The organism is Gimesia aquarii (assembly GCF_007748195.1).
Lineage (GTDB): Bacteria > Planctomycetota > Planctomycetia > Planctomycetales > Planctomycetaceae > Gimesia > Gimesia aquarii.
The window spans coordinates 2,444,067-2,461,917 of record NZ_CP037920.1; the positions used below are offsets into that span (position 1 = coordinate 2,444,067).

The following is a 17,851-nucleotide window of genomic DNA, read 5'->3' on the forward strand; positions in this document are numbered from 1 at the left end:
TTTTAGTGATCTTATAATGGTCATTCTCCTTCAACAGGGAGATGGTACCATTACCATTTTACCCAGATTCAGACTTGTTCTCTTATTCTTTTACGTATTTATTGGGTTAATTGTTTAAGATATTGATGTGTTGTATCCACCGGAAAGACACCATCAGGTGGCTCATATGCAAATTCCGTTGCACTAATGGGGGCATTTAAAGTCACTTTCGTAAAGCTAAGTGATACCATGTTTTCTATCGTATCCTCTTTCTTTTTGAGGTACACGATTCGGCGTGGAAAAAGCGTTTCAGGATCCAAATATATTTTCACAGCATCTGGTACATAAGCTGGGAGCTCAACTGGGGACTGAGGATTTCCCCCTTTCAACTGAGCAAGGAACTCGTTTTTCCAAGTACCATTGATGACGGTTAATGTTTTGCCGTTGACTGTTTTTTCAGCCACACTATCAAATTTCATACTCTTTTCGATAGAAGCCAGTAAACCAGGGAGTCCACCCAGGCCCAATTCTGCTACTAACCTGTTGGGACGAGATTTGGGGTTCAATTCAGCTTGTTTTAAAATTGCCTGCACATCACGACGAGTGACTCGTGCGTTCCCTTTTATCTTGTGTTCTGTCCAAAGTACCTGTCCATCGCAAATTTCCAGTAAGGTTCCGATGGGTTTCCCATCTTTTTTCTGACTTTGAACCTGGAATTCGAGTCGTAGTTTCAAATCTTTGCCTTGAAGGTAGCTGCCTTTGATCACAAATGGCTTCGGACCAATTGAGACTTTTTCAGTGATCTGTGCCCTGATTGAGCTATAGGCCAATAATTTTTCACGCGACTTATTCAGTAATCCGATTGCCAGGGTCGGATTTTTTTTCAAATTATTTTCCGGTCCATCAGGCTCGTTTTGAACGCTTTTTTTATCAGGCTCTTGTTCTGCGCGAGCCAGAAAACGTTCAGATTTGTTGGATGTATCTTTATTAACTGTATTATCTTGCGACGAATCGGCCCAAGACGAAAAAGAAAAATACTCAGTAAAACCTGCGATGCACAGGAGACAGGCAATGAAAGTTAAAATGCGTAACATGTTCTAATTGTTCGGAAAAAAACGAATTTACCAAAGATTCAGACCGCAATGATCCGAAAACAGATGTATGAGGCCACCAAATTGCCTCTTGTTGGCTGTGGTGTATCAGTCAACAGACCGTGTAGCTCAGAGTATGTCTGTTGAATATGGTGTTAACTGTATTTTAACGATATTTCGGGCATTGGGTCGACCTGAAAACTGAGTCTTTTTTGAACCGAACGTCGACAGTTCCAAATTCCCATGGATCGACGCATTCGTTTGCGATGAACGGTTCTTCACTTAGCAAGTCGCATAATTCGTCGAGGGGTATCCGAACAAGGGGTCATGATGAAGTACTACTTCCTGGCTTTAGGCACATTGGTTGTTGTTTGCGTGGGCTGTGCAGCCGACGGGCAACAGATTATGAATTCAAAAAATGAGTATGTTGCGCCACCGGCTGCAATGATGCAGCGACCGGGGCCAATGGTGGATGGGCCTGGACCTGGCGTTCTACAAATGCTGGCTCCACCTCCTGCGAGTGCATTTGCCGCTCGTACGTCACAAATCCGTTTCGTGGGACCGGCAGGTATGAAAGTTGGTTGGCAGGTCGCTGAAGGCTATGCCGAAAACCAGCTTACGGCACCCGGACGTTACAATTTTACTCAGGGAGCAACCTACCGGTTAAAATTGTCACACATTCCTGGCCGATCGATTCCGGCATTGTATCCTTCGTTGCAGGTGTATCCATCACATCCTACAACAGATGCTTATCTGTCTCATAACAGTATCCCTCTGGAAATCACACCAGAAGATCTGGATCAGGTAGAAAGCAATAACTTTGTGACCAAAGTGATCTATCTTCCTGAAGAAAAGTTTCAGGAACTGGCGATTGCAGGTGTAGAAACTTTGGTTTCAACACGCCTGGATCCTGGTGTTGATCCTGTCCGAGAAGCAAGTCGTCGAGGTACGATTATGGCTGTCCTTCGTATGGGTAACATGGATCTGGAAATGCCTGCAGGTAATAATGAAAAGGTCTCTCAGGTCTCTTATGATGGTGATGCAGGAGCACACATGCCTCCGATGCCAATCCCCGGAGATACAATTGGAGTTGCTAACAGTATTCCCGCACCCACCATGGTAGCTGGCATGGGAGCACCCGGACAACCTGCTTACAATCCCATTTCTGGTATGGGCCCCACTCCTGTCTGGGGTATGCCCAGAACGGGAACACCAATCGGACTACCTGGCCCTGCACATATTCCACTGGGTGGACCAGCCAGTTTGAAGTCTCACACCATTCGAAATGTATCGAAAACAAAATTACCTAAACCTGTGGATCATTTCTTGGTGGATGTCAAACAGAATCCTCCACCAAGTCTGCCGAAACCAGTCAAGTATGTTCAATACTCGGAAAGCCATCCGGTTCATTCTCCTGGACAAGTTTCTTATCCAAGAACCATGGCACCAGGACCAGGTTATTAAAAGACTCAGGACCCATGCGGCACTTCCTGATTTTTTTCAGGGAGTGCCGTCCCTTGTCTTTTTCCTCCTCCTCATTTCTCTCCACTTTTGTCTTACCTCGCCGGCTAAATCATCTTTTGTCATCCTTCAGGACATTTGATTTTAGAATTTCTTAGTCATGACTACTTTAAAACGACAAAAACGATCACGATTATTAACGGTTCTGTTAATGGCCATGATCGTTTTTGCCATTAAGCTACCTTCCGCCTGGTCTCAACAGGTGAGAGGAGGCAGGCAATACAATGCTGGAAATCAATTCTATCATCCTTTAAATCAGAACACTCCTACTGGGGTTGCCAGTCAATGGGCTGCTTTGTCAGGACAGGTTCAGCCTGGTTATATTCAACCGATGAAAGTGACTCTGCCTACAAAAGGAACAGTTACTTTCTATCCCAATGGACCGAAGCAGACGATTCAGAAAGCCTCTCCTGCTTCCATTGGTTTTTCAGTTGGCTATGTTTACCGACTGAAAATCAGCGATATGCCCGAATTTCCAGGTGTCGAGCTTTATCCGACGATTGAATTAATCGATCGCTTACATCCTCCTGCCGGTTTAGCAGAGCAATATCCTGTTCCCGTTAGCATCACTCAGGAGGATATCGCGCTTGTACTTTCTAACAGAATGGTAACGAAGGTCGTTTATCTTGAACGACCTCAGACAGCCGTACCGAAACAGTATGAAAAACAGCCAACACATTCGATTTCAGCTCAGAAAAATTTGATTGCTGAAGCGGATTTGTTGGGACGTCCCATGTTGATTATGCGCATCGGGGGTCGCTTACCACTCAGCCACGGAGAGGATCCCGCTTTTTTTGGTAGTGGTGCTCCTGTCGTTGAATTAAAGAGTCAAAACAATCAAAAATAAGTTGTAATTCATCTCAGTCGAATGAAGGAAATTCTGTGTTAAAATTATCGAACCGAATGGAAAGAAGAGCATCACAAACGCTACGTTTGTGCTCAGCGGTTGCGATGATGGTGTTGGTGACTGCTAGTCATGGATGTTCCAGTATTTCACCTTTCCGAGTTTCCATGCCTTGGGAAAAACAAATTCCTGAGCAGATTGAAGAAAAAGCACCAGCTGTTCAACACGCCGACTTTGATACAAAGGTAGGAGCAATTCGTCTTTCAGCTCCTGCACAGAATGCTTCCGTCCCCCCTCCAGTTCAACAGGTGGCCTATCATCAGCCTGTCACTGCTTTAGCGCAAGCACGGCCTCCCTACTGTGAATTTTCCCCTGCAGAGCAGAGAGATTTTGCACTCCCTGCTGGTAGTGATCCTGCAGTTGTTGAGATGTACCCGGATGAATATCTGTTTGATGGAGGAGATCGGCAAAAACCGGTTCATTATGATGAATTTAGTCGTCTCGGGTTAGATACTGAAGACACCATTGTGGAATACCAAACTCACAAAGGTAAACAAGAAGTGAAAAAATCGAATCGGGTTGCCGTTTATGCACCTCGGTTTGCTGCCATTCGTACTGCCAGTTCACCATTGTCCGGGACTTCGGTTGATGCATTGGCAACAACAGAAGACACTGTGCATGGTGTTGGTTTAGAGGCACGAACGGTTATTACACAACACAAACAGCGAGAGCAGTTGGAGGGAATTCGTATGCGTTCTCGTGCCAGTGGTGTTGAAACTGAACGTCAACAGGGTTCAGTGGGTCAAACCGCCTACATCAGTGGTCATACTAAGTTGAGTAATTTGTTCCAGGATACAGGCACAGAGACCGGTGGACAATTTCGACAGTCTGATGAAGCACGGATCGCTTATCAGATACAGGCAGCTGCAATTTGGTCTCGCACACAATTTCCTGTTATCGCGATTCGGGAACGATCGGCTCACCAGTCCAAAAGTGCTGTTAAACCTGAAGAATACATTGGTATTGAAGACAAGCGGAAAACAGAAGGTAACCTGCGTCTGATCAAAATGGCAGATAAGAAAAATGCTGAGTCTGGTGATGTGATTACCTTCACGATCAAATACGAAAATATAGGTGATTTCGATGTAGAAGGCATCAAGATCATCGATAACTTAACACCACGGTTGGAATATATTCAGGATAGTGCCACTTCAGATCGAAAAGGACGTTTGGTTGTTGAAGATAATTTGGAAGGCAGTTTAATTCTCACATTTGAGGTAGATGAGCCTGTTGAAGGTCATCAAGGAGGTGTGGTCACCTTCCAGACACGTGTTCGGTAATCTCAATCTCACAAAAACAGTAAGAAGTAGTTGTTAGACTTACGATTTGACGAAGTCCTTTAGAAAACACTTTGTGGATTCCCGCGAATCCAAGCCCACTATGCAGCTTTGCATAGTGGGCTTATTTTTTAATAGGCTTTTATTAAAAAGACGAATCAGAAGTTTTTGAAATGCATTGTTCTAATACGAACATTGTTTTCGGTCCATAAGAATGGCGTACCTGAATTGATTAAAGAAATGGCAGGTGCTTTTTAAAAAGCACTGACTCAGATAACTCTGTTTCAAATTTCAACAGTTTGAGGTATTTTACTGCAGTATTTTATGCAGACGTGCCTCAAGAATGTTTCATGAGTCTTAACTTGATAAACCTTAAAGTACCGATTTCTAATTGATTTAGAGATGAAGCCTTTGATTTATCATGCAGGATTAAGAATATTTTGTATAGATGTCGTCATTGGCACACAAATTGCCGATAAATCAAATCATGACGCGAAGTATACTTGTAAATATTATTGAATTTTTGTTTTTCATTTTCTTAGCTTCGCCTCATTTTTCTTTAAATGAAGGGGGTTTGACTTATGACAGTTCAACAGGGGGGGATCCTCCAGGTTTATCACGTAGGACCACTTTGTGTCGCAGGTTTTGGTGGTAGAGACATTCTTGATACTTTCAGTGTGAAGGATATTCGAGATGAGTTGTTGGAATTAGTAAGAGATCATGATTGCGAAACTCTGGCTCTTGATTTGACAGGTGTCAAACTCATTCCCAGCGGTATGCTCGGGTTACTGGCTTCCATGAGAGACCTCGATATCGAGATTCATCTCTATAATCCTTCTGATGATATTCGGGACGTGTTGGAAATCACGAAGCTGAACCAATTCATGCAACTGCATGATGTAGAGATTCCCTATTAACGATTAACAAAAGTCCAAAATACAGCGAAGGCTGATTAATGTCAGCTTTCGCTTTTTTTATACCCAGACTTTCTATTTACTTTCCAAATTCTGATGGAGTGATTAGTCTGAAGGCTGCTTCCTATGTCTAAAATGTACTTTAAAAATTACTGCGGGAACGAATGCCTCAAATAAATCCTGAACGCTGGTACGCTGTTGAGAAACTGATCGATCATTTTTGTGATACGAACCAGGTACCAGCGATTGCTTTACAGGTCAATGTGAAAGAGACATCACGACTTTATTCTAGAGGGCGACAGCGACTCAACGACAACGGAGACACGCTTCGTGAAGACGCCATTTTTTTAATCGCTTCAATTACAAAGCCGATTGTCGTACTGGGGGTACTCAAATTACTGGAGGAAGGTGAATTACTGCTGGGAGACCGGGTGAAGCAATTCATACCTGAGTTCGGTTGTGCGGGAAAACATGGAATCACGATTCGACATCTGATGACCCATACCTCGGGGTTGCCTGACATGTTACCCAATAACCGCGAGCTTCGCTCAGCGAACGCCCCACTTTCAGAATTTGTAAAACAAATTTGCCAGCTTTCTCCAGATGAACCACCGGGAAGAATTGTGCAATATCAAAGTACAGGAATTGCTATTCTCAGTGAGGTCATCCAACGTATCACTGGCCTTTCGTGTGCTGAATATCTGGATCAGGTGTTATTTCAACCTATGGGAATGAAGGACACTTCGCTTGGGGTTCCAGAAGAGTGGTATGAAGGAGATCAACCGAAAGTCGCGAGGATTGTTGAGATCCGAATCCCTGACGAACTGGATATTGAACCAGATTGGGATTGGAACAGTCCCTACTGGAGAGGGTTTGGCGCACCCTGGGGAGGGCTTTTAACGACTATTTCTGACCTGGGAAAGCTTGTTGAGATGCTTAAAAATCGCGGTGTTTTTCAACAAAAGCGGCTCTTTTCCCATCGTACCATTTTGAAAGCAACTAAAGATCAACTAGCGTCAATTTCCGGACTATCGGCGACTGAAAAAGAGGGCAAAGGCTGGGGGCTTGGATGGCAAATGGTGACGAATACAAAGAGTGATTATTATGGAGACTTACTCTCCACTTCCACTTTCGGACATGGTGGTGCCACAGGTACGCTTTTATGGATTGATCCAGAATTAGAAACTTCTGCCATAATTCTGACCACACAACCCCAAGAGCCACATGGTCGATTTCTGGCTCGAATTACAAATGCGATCGTCTCTGCCATTGAATGTTGAGGTGTATTCTTTTGTATATTTCGGTTGATATTGCCTATTTTTTTTTTAACAGATTATAATCCCTGACTTCAAAGTGACCACTCAATGTTTCGTAGATGACAGTTTTGTTTTGTATGAATTTTGATGATGAATCCAGAATACATCAGCATCCTGACACTCGTTGTTTACGCTTTAGTAGTCTTGACAATTATCGTCTATCAGGCTGCCAGTCTTCCCGACGGTTGGCGGGCTTGGATTTTATTTGCGATTACTCGTGTTTATGCCCCAGGCCTTTGGGGCATCAAGGCGAACCGTCGTTGCCCTTTTCCAGGGGATTCTGCGGCGATTATTATTGCCAATCATCGTAGTCCCGTTGATCCCATCATTCTCTGGTATAACTCTCATTTGGGAAGTCCTCAAAAACGGCTGCGATGTATCAGTTTTTTAATGGCGCGAGAATATTATGAGCTACCCGGATTGGTCGGGTGGATCTCAAGGGCCATGCATTCAATTCCTGTAGACCGCGATGGTCGTGATGTGGTACCAGTGCGCGAAGCACTTCGTAAACTAAAGCAGGGAGAGATGATTGGCGTCTTTCCAGAGGGAGGGATTCAGGATACTCGTCCCATTGCACACGCCAACTCTGGTATTGCCTTTTTAGCTCTTCGCTCAAAAGCTCCTGTGTATCCTGTTTATATCAATAATTCTCCACGTGGCAAGAATATGATAGAACCTTTCTATTCTTTTTCCAATGCTTCAGTTGTATATGGAGAACCGATTGATCTGTCCGACTATTATGGTCGTCGTGCCTCACGGGAAGTCTTAGAAGAGGTCACCACACTTATGATGCAGCAACTTGCTTCGCTTGGTGATACCGTATATCTGGGAAGTCCAACTTCTGAGGAAAACAAACAGCTTATCCAAATGCCAGAAGATCATTATCTTTCAGCGAACTGAAGAATTGATCGGATTCGTGTAGGTGATCTTCATTGAAGTGAGTTGCAGCATGAGGAATTTCATCAGGCAGTCGGCGAATTCCAGGTGAGAGTCTTGCATGCATGAGACCTGATGTTTCATGTTGGTGTCCTAAAAGATGTTTTAAATCATGGAATATGACGGTCAGTAAATCGATAGGTAAAGATACTTTTGAATTGGTAAACGCTTTCAACTCATATGAGTTTGCAACATTAAATTCAGAGTGATCCCATGGGCTAGTATAGACAAACCATCCATAGCCACCCACGGAAATATCAAACACAATTCTTCCCGGCATTGCTGTGGCCAGCGTATTTTCTGTAATATCAGCAATTTCAAATTTTGTGTTATTGGGTCTGCTTCGTTCACTCAATGAAGCAGACTCTGAATAAATTTGGACCGCTTCGTTCGCGGTCAAATTCACTTCTTCGATTGTCATCGATGTGATTTCCAGTTGTGGTTGAACGGGATGAGCAATATCCATGATTAAGCTTTGTGGAGCCCAGGTATCAGGAAAACCAGAAGGGAATGTGACATGAGAATTATTGAATTTTGATTTACCATAGTTTTCTGCTAAAAAGATCAAGTCTCGAAAATTCACAGTTCCTGATTGATTATAATCCATAAACCAGGCAAAAGGTGAATTTGAATTAGAGACATTAGAACCATAGGTCGATGCGAATAACATCAGATCTCTAAAATTGATCATATCATCATCATTAGCATCATAGGGAATAGCCCAGAACTCCACTTCTGCAAGGTTGATCGCTTCCATTTGACTCTCTGCTTGATCAGTCAATTGTAAGTTGGCTTGTTCGATCAAAAATTCTGCATGATAAGGACCAATACCTGGCGATTCAAGATCCAGGTTGACCTGATCATTGGCTGTTGACGTAAACTGAATTCGCGCAAGTAACACAAATTGATCATCGCCAACATCAGTCAAACTAGTGTGTGCACTGATGCTCTGAATGGTTCCTGTTTCGTCATCGATCTGTCCGGACTGTTCTTCTAAAAATGCCGGTCTATATTCGATGTTTGATGCTGTTGTGAAATTAGAATTGTAATGCAGGTTGAATGAATATGATTCGATACCATGGTCAGATGAATTAGGAACACTCGCCCAGACCTCGATCCAGTAGGATTGCCACTCTGTTAAAACGGTTTCACTTGGTGGAAGGTTTGCTACCTCACCATTCGCAGTAGTCGTTGTGGGGGTATTTACTACGCACATCTCGTACTGTGTGACCGGAACGGGGGTAACAGTCAGTTGAAAGGTTGTACTTGATTCCAGACCAGCTAAATCTATGGCTCTAATTTCAATTTCAAAGATGCCTGCATTACCCAAATTGGGAGTGCCAATGAGCTCTCCAGTTTGCGAATGGAACTCTAACCAATCAGGCAATCCTGCTCCATCAGACAGCATGGCGGTCAAAATGATTTGATCACCGTCTGTTGAATTCACATCGGAAACATAGCCGTTGACAAAGAGAGAAAAGGATTCTTCTTCAACAATGATTTGATCTGGAATTGGTGAGACAACAGGTGCTATGTTTGTAAAATCATTATCAATAATCGACCCAGTGGCCTGAATTAAATCTCCCAAATTATAGGTGTCCTGGTCCAGTAATTGGATTTGAATCGTTTCCTCGTTTTCATCCAGTAAATCCTCCAGAACTGTTACCAGAATCGTGACAGACGACTCGTTCTCATTAAATATCACTTCACCCGTTAAACTTTCGAAATCGGAACCGGAAGTGGCTGTGCCTGAAACCTGATAACCGACGGTCAAGGGGGCATCAATTTGCTCATCACTCCGAGTGAGTGTATACACAAGTTGTTCTTCACCTGACTCACCAACGCTGGAGACAGTTGATTCAATGTTGACGACCGGTAAAACTTCTGGAGTCTGGCTGTTGATGAAATCAACAATCGTTTGGTATTCAAAAGATGTCTCCAGTGGCTGATCCATAGTGTGTAACAGCCCCCAGTCTCCCCAGGGAGCAGAGAAACCTCCTCCTGTGAAGGTAAATTGATTAAACAGATCAACGCCGATCAGATCCGCACTGCTCAACAGCGCCTGATAAATTTCCGACATACGAGGACTGCGCGAAGCTGCATGGACGACCTCTTGCACTGGCCAACCGTAAGCGTCCGGATGAGAGCCTCCTTCATATGTGACCAAATCGATTTCTCTTCCCAAAATCTGCGAGTATTGATCAGCGAGATTCTGGTGTTCGATTAGACGAGACAGGCTCCAGGGAATCGTTTCTTGTAATACCGTGTTAATGACATCATCGACTGTCGTAGACTCGTCAAAACTGGCGAGTTGTTCAAATCCCAGTCCGGCATAGCCGGTAACGGAAATGGCATCAAAATTGCCATTCATGGCGGGCAGCAACCCTGCCAACACGGCTGGGTTCGACTGCTGGCCAGCCACAACTCTTACGATTCGGTCTTCCTGCCCGGCGAAAACCTCTTGCCAGATCTCAAAATCCTGTTGAATTTGACTGGCGGCAAACTCATACCAGTTCATTCCTGCATTTTCAGGCAAAGCAAGTTGATCTTGAATCCAGAAGCTGGCATGAAAACCATAGGCATAGTTCCAGATTTCATTTGACCATTCGACATAAATGGTTAGTTCCGGGTCGAGGTTGTCTCGTACCATTTCGGCAAAGTTTCTTACGAAGTCGTCGTTTGCCTGGTGAGGCATATTGAACCAGGCGTTCGCGTCCAGTGTATTCGAGAGTTCAATCATATACTCGGGAGCAATGCCGTTATGAAAATCATTGGGATCATTGCCACCGTGGTAGGTGGCGTCTTCAAGTCGGGCACGATCTTCCCAGGTAACGACGTCGGTTTCATTGGTTTCCATCCAGTCCATAAATCGAAGAGTGTCAAAGGGGGCCAGGCGTTCCAGAAATAAAGGATGGAAGGGAGAGAAGTCATCGCCGGGCTGCCAGTCTTGACCAACAAAACTTTGGCCGTTGTAGTCAGGCATCCAGAGATTGAAATTTCGAAAGTGATTGGTGGGGTCGATATCTCGAATTGTCAGTAAAATATCCTGATTTTCAACTAAATCCAGAAGTGCGTAGTGACGTCCCTCTGAAGTGATGCCTTGTTCAATTACTCCTGGTAATAGAACCGTTGCTTCACCATCCCATTCTGCCCGATAGATGCCTGCAGGATTGACGTTTCCTGTCAAAATCGGAGCAACGAACTGTTGAATAATCGTTTGTCCCGCTTCGTTAACTGTTTGATAGGTTTGCGTTGGCCAGCCATGCTCATCTAACTCAATGTCAAATAAGGTCGAACCCCACTGTGATTGGAATGTTGTCAGATTTAGAGCGACACTGTTCCAGGTACGCATTGTGTGCGCCATATCTGTAAACGTCCAGGCGGAACTCCAGTCTGCGATTCCCTCCAGATTCATCCCTACCTGCATCGGAGGGGCTGTGTCCTGGTTGGGAATAACTGGCGAATTGACATTGTCGCCTAAAAAGGACAGCATTTGTAAATTCGTGGTTTGAGTACGCAAGTCAATGCCCTGAAGGTATTCTGGTACTTCCGGGCGATCAAACTGAATATATTCAAATCCTGCAACAATATCAGGTTCGAAGGCCTCGAAAGGAGTTGGATCAAAGCCTCCGGGTTGGAGTACGTTATTATTATGATCGAAAGGATTATAGTCACTGACTTTGCCCCAGTCGGAATAGGCAACCATGCCTGCCTGGAGTGTTTCCGGCATGTCCGGTCGATGATAACGGTTATCAAGAACCCAGTCTTCGCCTGGAATTTGGTAGAGTGTGAAGACATTCTCCCCGATTCGAGCGATTTGGAGGTTGATTACAGAGTTGTCACCTCTATCTTGCAGAACCAAAGATGAATTACTGTTACGAGTCGTTTTTGTTTCCATTTGAAACTGGTTTCCAGAGTTCCCGTAACCTAGTGAAAGAAAGATGTAGTTCTCTCCATTATTTGTTCCATCATCCGCAAACGACCCTGGTGTCCAGTCAACAGCCGGGTTTTGAATATCTCTTGGAGTTCGAATCATTAACCCCGCTAGTGAAAAAGCGGAACCATTGGGAATATCATTCGAATCACTGTCGCCAATATCATCCCGGTCAGAGATATTGACCTGAGTTGTAATGACGAAGTCTCCAGTGATTTCTTTAAAAACTAAGGGACCACGATACGATTCAAACCAGGAAGTCGTGTAAGGAGTCAGGACCATTCTTCCTGCTTGAGTTTGATTGATATCCCAAGTTTCAAGCTGGTCAGCATTCCAACCTTCTGTCTGGTTGATTCTCTGCCAATTTGCGATTGAAGTCGCATCATCAAAGTCATCGTTCAGATCGGTTAAATCATCGGCAGCCAGTAATTGCCTGTCTTCCAGAATTTCGATTTGTGCAATCGAGTATGTGAGAGCGAAGTTGCGACGCACTCTTGATCTTCTAGGTCGTTTTTCAAATTGTTTTCGAAGGTTCCGGCAGAATGACAGGACAAAATAATGATAAATGTGTCTGAATTTATCAAATAGCATGAAAATCTCGTTGCTGAAATTGTGTAAAGGGTTAAAAAGTAACTCAAATCGGCGAGGTGATTACTGGTGATTCGTCAGTCAGTCCCAACTGCGACAAAAAGTTTGATTTTTCTCAGCTAATTGATGAGATCTCTGGAGATTCTGAGATTCCATTTCTGGCTATTCTTGAAAAAACCAATAATATAAGGAGATTGAATCTTTCATTTTTGAGAACTATTTCGGTGCTTGCTTGTCGATACTACGGACAAGCTCTCATTCTGATTTTCGAAGAATTTGATGCTTTTAACTGATCTGTCATCTGCTTTATTAAGAAAGCCAAATAGCTATGCCAGCTTTAGGTGTGAATATTGATCATGTTGCCACGGTTCGTCAGGCACGCTTAACTTATGAGCCAGATCCGGTTTGGGCAGGGGTTCTGGCGGAATTGGGTGGTGCTGATGGGATTACGTTGCACCTGCGGGAAGATCGACGACATATCCAGGATCACGATCTTTATACCATGAAGAAAACGGTACAGGTTAAGTTGAATCTGGAAATGGCAGCAGAAGCAGAAATGACGAATATCGCTCTGGATGTACGTCCCGATCAGGTTTCATTGGTTCCAGAAAAAAGAGAGGAACTGACGACAGAAGGGGGGCTGGACGTCATCACAAATTCAGACCGGATCAGACATTGCATCGATCAGCTGAAAGAGGCAGGCATTGAGGTCAGTATTTTTATTGATCCAGATGTGGATCAAATCGCTGCTGCGAAAAACCTGGGAGTTCAAGGAGTCGAATTGCATACAGGCCGTTACGCTGATGCTACTTCGGCAGATGATCAGCAGATAGAATATGAAGCACTCGTCAATGCCTCTGAATTTACCATTCAACAGGGAATAAAGCTGCATATGGGGCATGGGTTAACGTATCGTAATGTCTCAAGGATTGCATCGATACCAAATGTGAGTGAGTTAAACATTGGTCACAGTATTGTCTCTCGAGCCGTTTTGGTAGGAATGGAACAGGCGGTGCGGGAGATGAAAGCCTTGATTACAAGTTAGGCTGTTAACCGAGATTCTCACCCAAGATATTCCTGCAGGGACTACTGATTTATTTTTGTTAAAATTGTTTAGTAATTCGGGTTTCTTGTTTGACTTGTGCGGTTTTGATTGACTATTTTTGGTAATCATTAAAAGCCACCAAGCTTATTTGTAGATCAGGAGTTATGAAATCTCGAATCCAGCACAGATTTCCAATACACTGGTGTCTGACAGTAGATTTCTTTTGATTGATTCGTTACGGTGGTCTGCTATACGAGCGAGATACATCACCGGAAGGTTCCGTCAACATCGCGTGTGCTTGTATCTTGAACATGTGCCTTTGGGTTTCGGTATGGTTGCGAATTCCTGCAATCGCTATTTTTCCAACCGATCTACTTAAAATCATGATGAATTTAAGTAACCAGGGAATTGTGAGTTGCGTTTCTGAAATCACATTGTTGATTGAAACAACTTATTTACGACTCACGCAAAATGAGTAAAGGGAAAAGTGCTTCGAAATCTTTATGGTTTCGATTTTCAATGGATTGCTTTTTCAGTAGTGGGACAAAATTTCTCTTCCCTCTACAAACTTTGCTTTAACTTATTGTGGATATGATCGGTTCTTAGCAGGACAGGGCATGACGGATCTCTACACCTGCGATTTCACTCAGACATTTAGAGGAGCAGTTTGCGATGACTCCCAAAGACTTTTTTGCATTTGCAGAAAAAAATGGCGCTAAAATGGTAGACCTGAAGTTTACCGATATCTTTGGCACCTGGCAGCATTGTTCGTACCCCATTAGCACTTGGGACGAGGGTACTTTTGAAGATGGCGTTGGTTTCGACGGTTCTTCGATTCGTGGTTGGCAGCCCATTGATAGCTCAGACATGCTTGCCGTACCTGATCCTTCTACTGTAAAAATGGATCCTTTTTTCAAGCAGCCTACCGTCAGCGTGCTGGCTGATATTGTCGATCCCATTACCAAAGAGGACTACAACAAAGATCCTCGTAATGTTGTGAAAAAAGGGCTTGCCTATCTGAATCAGACGGGCATCGCAGATACATGCTATATCGGGCCTGAGCCGGAATTCTTTATCTTTGATGATGTACGTTATCTTTCGACTCAACGAGGGGCAATGTATGAGATCGATTCTTCAGAAGCCGCCTGGAATACAGGTAAGTCTGAAGAAGCCAACCTGGGTCATAAAGTGGGCTATAAGGGCGGATATTTTCCTGTTTCGCCAATTGACAGCTATGGCGACCTGCGTGCTGAAATGGTCGAAGAGCTGGAAAAATTGGGGATTGTTGTTGAAGCACATCACCATGAAGTGGCAACTGCCGGTCAGTGCGAAATCGATATGGAATTCGCACCGCTCTTGCAGATGGCAGACCAGTTCATGTGGTACAAATACGTGATTAAAAACGTTGCAAAGCGAAATGGTAAAACTGTCACATTTATGCCTAAGCCTGTCTTTGAAGACAATGGTTCCGGAATGCACACTCATATCTCACTCTGGAAGGGGGGAGATACTTTGATGTACGGCGATGGCTATGCCGGCATGAGTGAATTGGCTTTGAATGCGATTGGTGGAATTATCAAACATGGCCGCGCATTGATTGCTTTGTCAAACCCAACTGCCAATAGTTTCCATCGACTGGTACCTGGCTTCGAAGCACCCGTAACACTGGCCATGAGCCAGCGTAACCGATCTGCTTCTTGCCGCATTCCGATGTATTCTGGTAGCCCCAAGGCAAAGCGCGTCGAGTTCCGTTGTCCCGATCCAACAGCCAATGGTTATCTCAGCTTTACCGCTTTGATGATGGCGATGATTGATGGCGTTCAGAACAAAATTGATCCTGGTGAGCCATTGGATCGTGACATCTATGACATGACTCCGGAAGAATTAGCGGAAACCAATGTGGCTCCCAAGTCTCTGGAAGAAGCTCTGATTGCGCTGGAAGAAGATCACGCCTTCTTGACAGCCGGCGATGTCTTCAGTGAAGATCTAATCAAATCCTTTATTGAGCATAAGCGGACTGAAGAGTTGGATCCCATTCGCTTGCGACCTCATCCTTACGAATTTGATCTGTACTATAACGCGTAAGCGTTTGAAAATTTCAGTAAACGCTGAATCTAAATTGACTCGCAGCGAATCTTTTGATTTGTTGCGAGTTTTTTTAATGAAAAGACAGATATTGTCAAAATGGCAGTTTTTGCATGGCGGCTAATTCAGCCAAAATGGCATTTTGTTGTCGTGAGTCATATATTTAAGTGAATATAATTTTTTTCTTAAGTGTCTGTTTCATAATTGTTTATGTTTTTTACTGATTTTTATGACAGATTTGGCATGTTCTATGCTCTATAGCTTACCATTAAAGTTGTGTTGAAAAGGTCTTTTAAAGATCTCGAAAACGATAAAAAGTATGACAGTAAAGGAGCAAAAGTCATGTTAAGTACACGAACTCACAAATTAGGATTTCCTTTTTCCGCAAATCTTCGTTCAGAGCTGGATGATGCTTTCAGTCAAATGTTTGGCAAGTCATTAACTGGATGTGAAGGTGCGTATTCTCCACTTTCGGTTTGGGAAGAAGAAAGCAAGTATCATGTTTCCCTTGATGTTCCCGGTATGAAAAAGGAAGAATTGTCACTCGATATTCAGGATGGTCACCTTATTCTGACAGGCGAACGGAGTACTGTCGAAGACCGTGAATACCTGCATAATGAACGTCGATTTGGGAAATTCAAGCGTATGATCCAGCTTCCGGATTGGGTAGATCCCACTTCGGTGAATGCAACGCTTGATGCGGGTGTTTTAACCACTGTCCTGGATAAAAAACCGGACTTGCAGCCGAAGAGTATCGAAATTAAGGATTCATCGCAGTCAGAATAAAGACTGTTGAATCTTTAATTGATTAACAGATTGTTCGTTGCGGCCCCGATTGTCTTTTCTAAAAAGGCAATCGGGGTTTTTGATTCCATCATGCATGAAATGTTATCGTTTTCTTGGTTGATCCAGTAAATTCAGCTTGTCTAATTCCTGGGCAGTTTCGCTTAAACGCTAAGTCTTGATCAACTGTTAGTGTGAGGTCCTGGTAAAGATTTCATGGTTTTCTGACCAATGATTGCGGTTACAAAAGGTTGAAAGTGTAGAAGACATAAGTGTTTATGTGGTATTTTGACAATTCAGTTTTGATTTACCTGATCTAATACGGCACAGCAATTGCAATTCTTAAGAATGTTTGTTTTTAATGCGCTAAAACGCTTCAGCAGATGCGAATGAATATAAATTGTTCTAATGGTGATTTGGGAATCCAAGTATAAGTAATTTTTCAATACTTTGGTCTCTCCTCTAGATAGATGCCTTCCCATGCCTCGATTCAAACATTGAGTTTTTCAATGAGCGCCCGCCAGCATCTGAAGCTTTCCTATATGAGTTTTGACTCAATCCAATGATTCAAGGACCGAAATTGATGTTACCAGGATACTTAATTGACATGGATGGTGTGATTTACCGTGGGACTGACCTGATCGATGGGGCAGTCGAATTTATTAATGAATTAAAAAAGAGAGATCTCCCTTTCATTTTTTTGACCAATAACAGTCAAAGAACTCGCAGGGATGTCGTCACGAAATTATCCCGTATGGGAATCACGGTGGGTGAAGAACATATTTTTACCTGTGCGATGGCAACTGCCCGATTTCTTGCACAGAGTAAGCCTGATGGAACGGCTTATGTTATTGGAGAAGGAGGTCTGCTCCATGCTCTGCATCGCAATGGATATTCTATAGTTGATCATGATCCCGATTATGTTGTCGTTGGCGAAGGCAGGTCGATGAACTTCGAAATGATCGAAGCCGCTGTACGCATGATTGAAAATGGAGCAAAATTAATTGCCACTAATATGGATCCCAACTGTCCAACGCAAAATGGTCTCAGACCTGGGTGTGGAGCCATTGTCGCAATGTTGGAAGCGGCTACTAAGAAAAAAGCTTTCAGCGTGGGAAAGCCGAGTCCTGTTATGATGCGCAGTGCACGACAGGAATTGGAGATTTCTTCTGCTCAAACCACAATGATTGGCGACACTATGGAAACGGATATTCTAGGTGGTGTGGAGATGGGATATCGTTCTGTACTGGTTTTATCAGGTGGAACCTCATTGACTGATTTAGATTATTATGCCTATCAGCCCGATCTTGTGGTTGAAAGTATTGCCGATTTGAACAATGAAGAATTCTTTCATCTGGATCAATCACGATTTCCTAAGGTCGAACGCTTACTCGCCTGATTTTTTAAATGTCGACCGTGGCATTTCCTTTTAGCGGTATAAAAGCACCCTCATTCAGAGGGAACCGGTTCTCGCGCGC

Annotated in this window: 12 protein-coding genes; 10 read left to right on the forward strand and 2 right to left on the reverse strand. The window is 43.7% G+C overall.

Annotated features, from left to right (window positions below; translation table 11 throughout):
- Positions 1 to 98: 98 nt before the first annotated feature.
- Positions 99 to 1,073 (reverse strand): LolA family protein, encoded by a 975-nt coding sequence (locus V144x_RS09805; RefSeq protein ID WP_144984935.1) that lies wholly within the window; start codon positions 1,071 to 1,073, stop codon positions 99 to 101.
- Positions 1,074 to 1,397: 324 nt separating this feature from the next.
- On the opposite strand from V144x_RS09805, the gene V144x_RS09810 reads away from it, so the two are divergent.
- From V144x_RS09810 to V144x_RS09835, 6 genes are all read left to right on the forward strand, one after another.
- A complete protein-coding gene (locus V144x_RS09810) occupies positions 1,398 to 2,534 on the forward strand; it encodes a hypothetical protein (protein ID WP_232098536.1) in 1,137 nt (378 codons plus the stop codon).
- 157 nt (positions 2,535 to 2,691) lie between these two features.
- Positions 2,692 to 3,438 carry a hypothetical protein gene (locus V144x_RS09815; RefSeq protein ID WP_144984938.1) on the forward strand — a complete coding sequence of 249 codons (747 nt, stop codon included), beginning with the start codon at positions 2,692 to 2,694 and terminating at the stop codon, positions 3,436 to 3,438.
- A 35-nt stretch (positions 3,439 to 3,473) separates the two neighbouring features.
- On the forward strand, positions 3,474 to 4,775 hold the full coding sequence (locus V144x_RS09820; protein ID WP_144984941.1) for a DUF11 domain-containing protein: 1,302 nt from the start codon (positions 3,474 to 3,476) through the stop codon (positions 4,773 to 4,775).
- Positions 4,776 to 5,353: 578 nt separating this feature from the next.
- Positions 5,354 to 5,689: an STAS domain-containing protein gene (locus V144x_RS09825; RefSeq protein WP_144984944.1), complete on the forward strand. Its 336-nt coding sequence runs from the start codon at positions 5,354 to 5,356 to the stop codon at positions 5,687 to 5,689.
- A gap of 161 nt (positions 5,690 to 5,850) precedes the next feature.
- Positions 5,851 to 6,966 (forward strand): serine hydrolase domain-containing protein, encoded by a 1,116-nt coding sequence (locus tag V144x_RS09830; RefSeq protein WP_144984947.1) that lies wholly within the window; start codon positions 5,851 to 5,853, stop codon positions 6,964 to 6,966.
- Positions 6,967 to 7,089: 123 nt separating this feature from the next.
- Complete coding sequence (locus V144x_RS09835) at positions 7,090 to 7,902, forward strand: lysophospholipid acyltransferase family protein (RefSeq protein ID WP_144984950.1); 813 nt, start codon at positions 7,090 to 7,092, stop codon at positions 7,900 to 7,902.
- Here V144x_RS09835 and V144x_RS09840 read toward each other — a convergent pair.
- Entirely contained in the window at positions 7,862 to 12,364 is a 4,503-nt protein-coding gene (locus tag V144x_RS09840) for a putative Ig domain-containing protein (protein WP_197998851.1), read from the reverse strand. The genes V144x_RS09835 and V144x_RS09840 overlap by 41 nt on opposite strands.
- A 424-nt stretch (positions 12,365 to 12,788) precedes the next feature.
- Here V144x_RS09840 and V144x_RS09845 point away from each other — a divergent pair, with 424 nt between their 5' ends.
- From V144x_RS09845 to V144x_RS09860, 4 genes are all read left to right on the forward strand, one after another.
- Entirely contained in the window at positions 12,789 to 13,505 is a 717-nt protein-coding gene (locus V144x_RS09845) for a pyridoxine 5'-phosphate synthase (RefSeq protein ID WP_144984956.1), read from the forward strand.
- A gap of 672 nt (positions 13,506 to 14,177) precedes the next feature.
- Positions 14,178 to 15,590, forward strand: coding sequence for a type I glutamate--ammonia ligase (gene glnA / locus V144x_RS09850; protein WP_144984959.1), 1,413 nt, complete (start codon positions 14,178 to 14,180; stop codon positions 15,588 to 15,590).
- Positions 15,591 to 15,932: 342 nt separating this feature from the next.
- Complete coding sequence (locus tag V144x_RS09855; RefSeq protein ID WP_144984962.1) at positions 15,933 to 16,376, forward strand: Hsp20/alpha crystallin family protein; 444 nt, start codon at positions 15,933 to 15,935, stop codon at positions 16,374 to 16,376.
- Positions 16,377 to 16,956: 580 nt separating this feature from the next.
- Positions 16,957 to 17,772, forward strand: coding sequence for an HAD-IIA family hydrolase (locus V144x_RS09860; protein WP_144984965.1), 816 nt, complete (start codon positions 16,957 to 16,959; stop codon positions 17,770 to 17,772).
- Positions 17,773 to 17,851 lie beyond the last annotated feature (79 nt).

Bases quoted from the DNA above. Each gene is read 5' to 3' on its own strand.
- V144x_RS09830 (WP_144984947.1), top strand. From the start codon at position 5,851: ATGCCTCAAATAAATCCTGAACGCTGGTACGCTGTTGAGAAACTGATC.
- V144x_RS09825 (WP_144984944.1), top strand. From the start codon at position 5,354: ATGACAGTTCAACAGGGGGGGATCCTCCAGGTTTATCACGTAGGACCA.
- V144x_RS09805 (WP_144984935.1), bottom strand. From the start codon at position 1,073: ATGTTACGCATTTTAACTTTCATTGCCTGTCTCCTGTGCATCGCAGGT.
- V144x_RS09815 (WP_144984938.1), top strand. From the start codon at position 2,692: ATGACTACTTTAAAACGACAAAAACGATCACGATTATTAACGGTTCTG.
- V144x_RS09860 (WP_144984965.1), top strand. From the start codon at position 16,957: ATGTTACCAGGATACTTAATTGACATGGATGGTGTGATTTACCGTGGG.
- V144x_RS09855 (WP_144984962.1), top strand. From the start codon at position 15,933: ATGTTAAGTACACGAACTCACAAATTAGGATTTCCTTTTTCCGCAAAT.
- V144x_RS09845 (WP_144984956.1), top strand. From the start codon at position 12,789: ATGCCAGCTTTAGGTGTGAATATTGATCATGTTGCCACGGTTCGTCAG.
- V144x_RS09810 (WP_232098536.1), top strand. From the start codon at position 1,398: ATGATGAAGTACTACTTCCTGGCTTTAGGCACATTGGTTGTTGTTTGC.
- glnA (WP_144984959.1), top strand. From the start codon at position 14,178: ATGACTCCCAAAGACTTTTTTGCATTTGCAGAAAAAAATGGCGCTAAA.
- V144x_RS09835 (WP_144984950.1), top strand. From the start codon at position 7,090: ATGATGAATCCAGAATACATCAGCATCCTGACACTCGTTGTTTACGCT.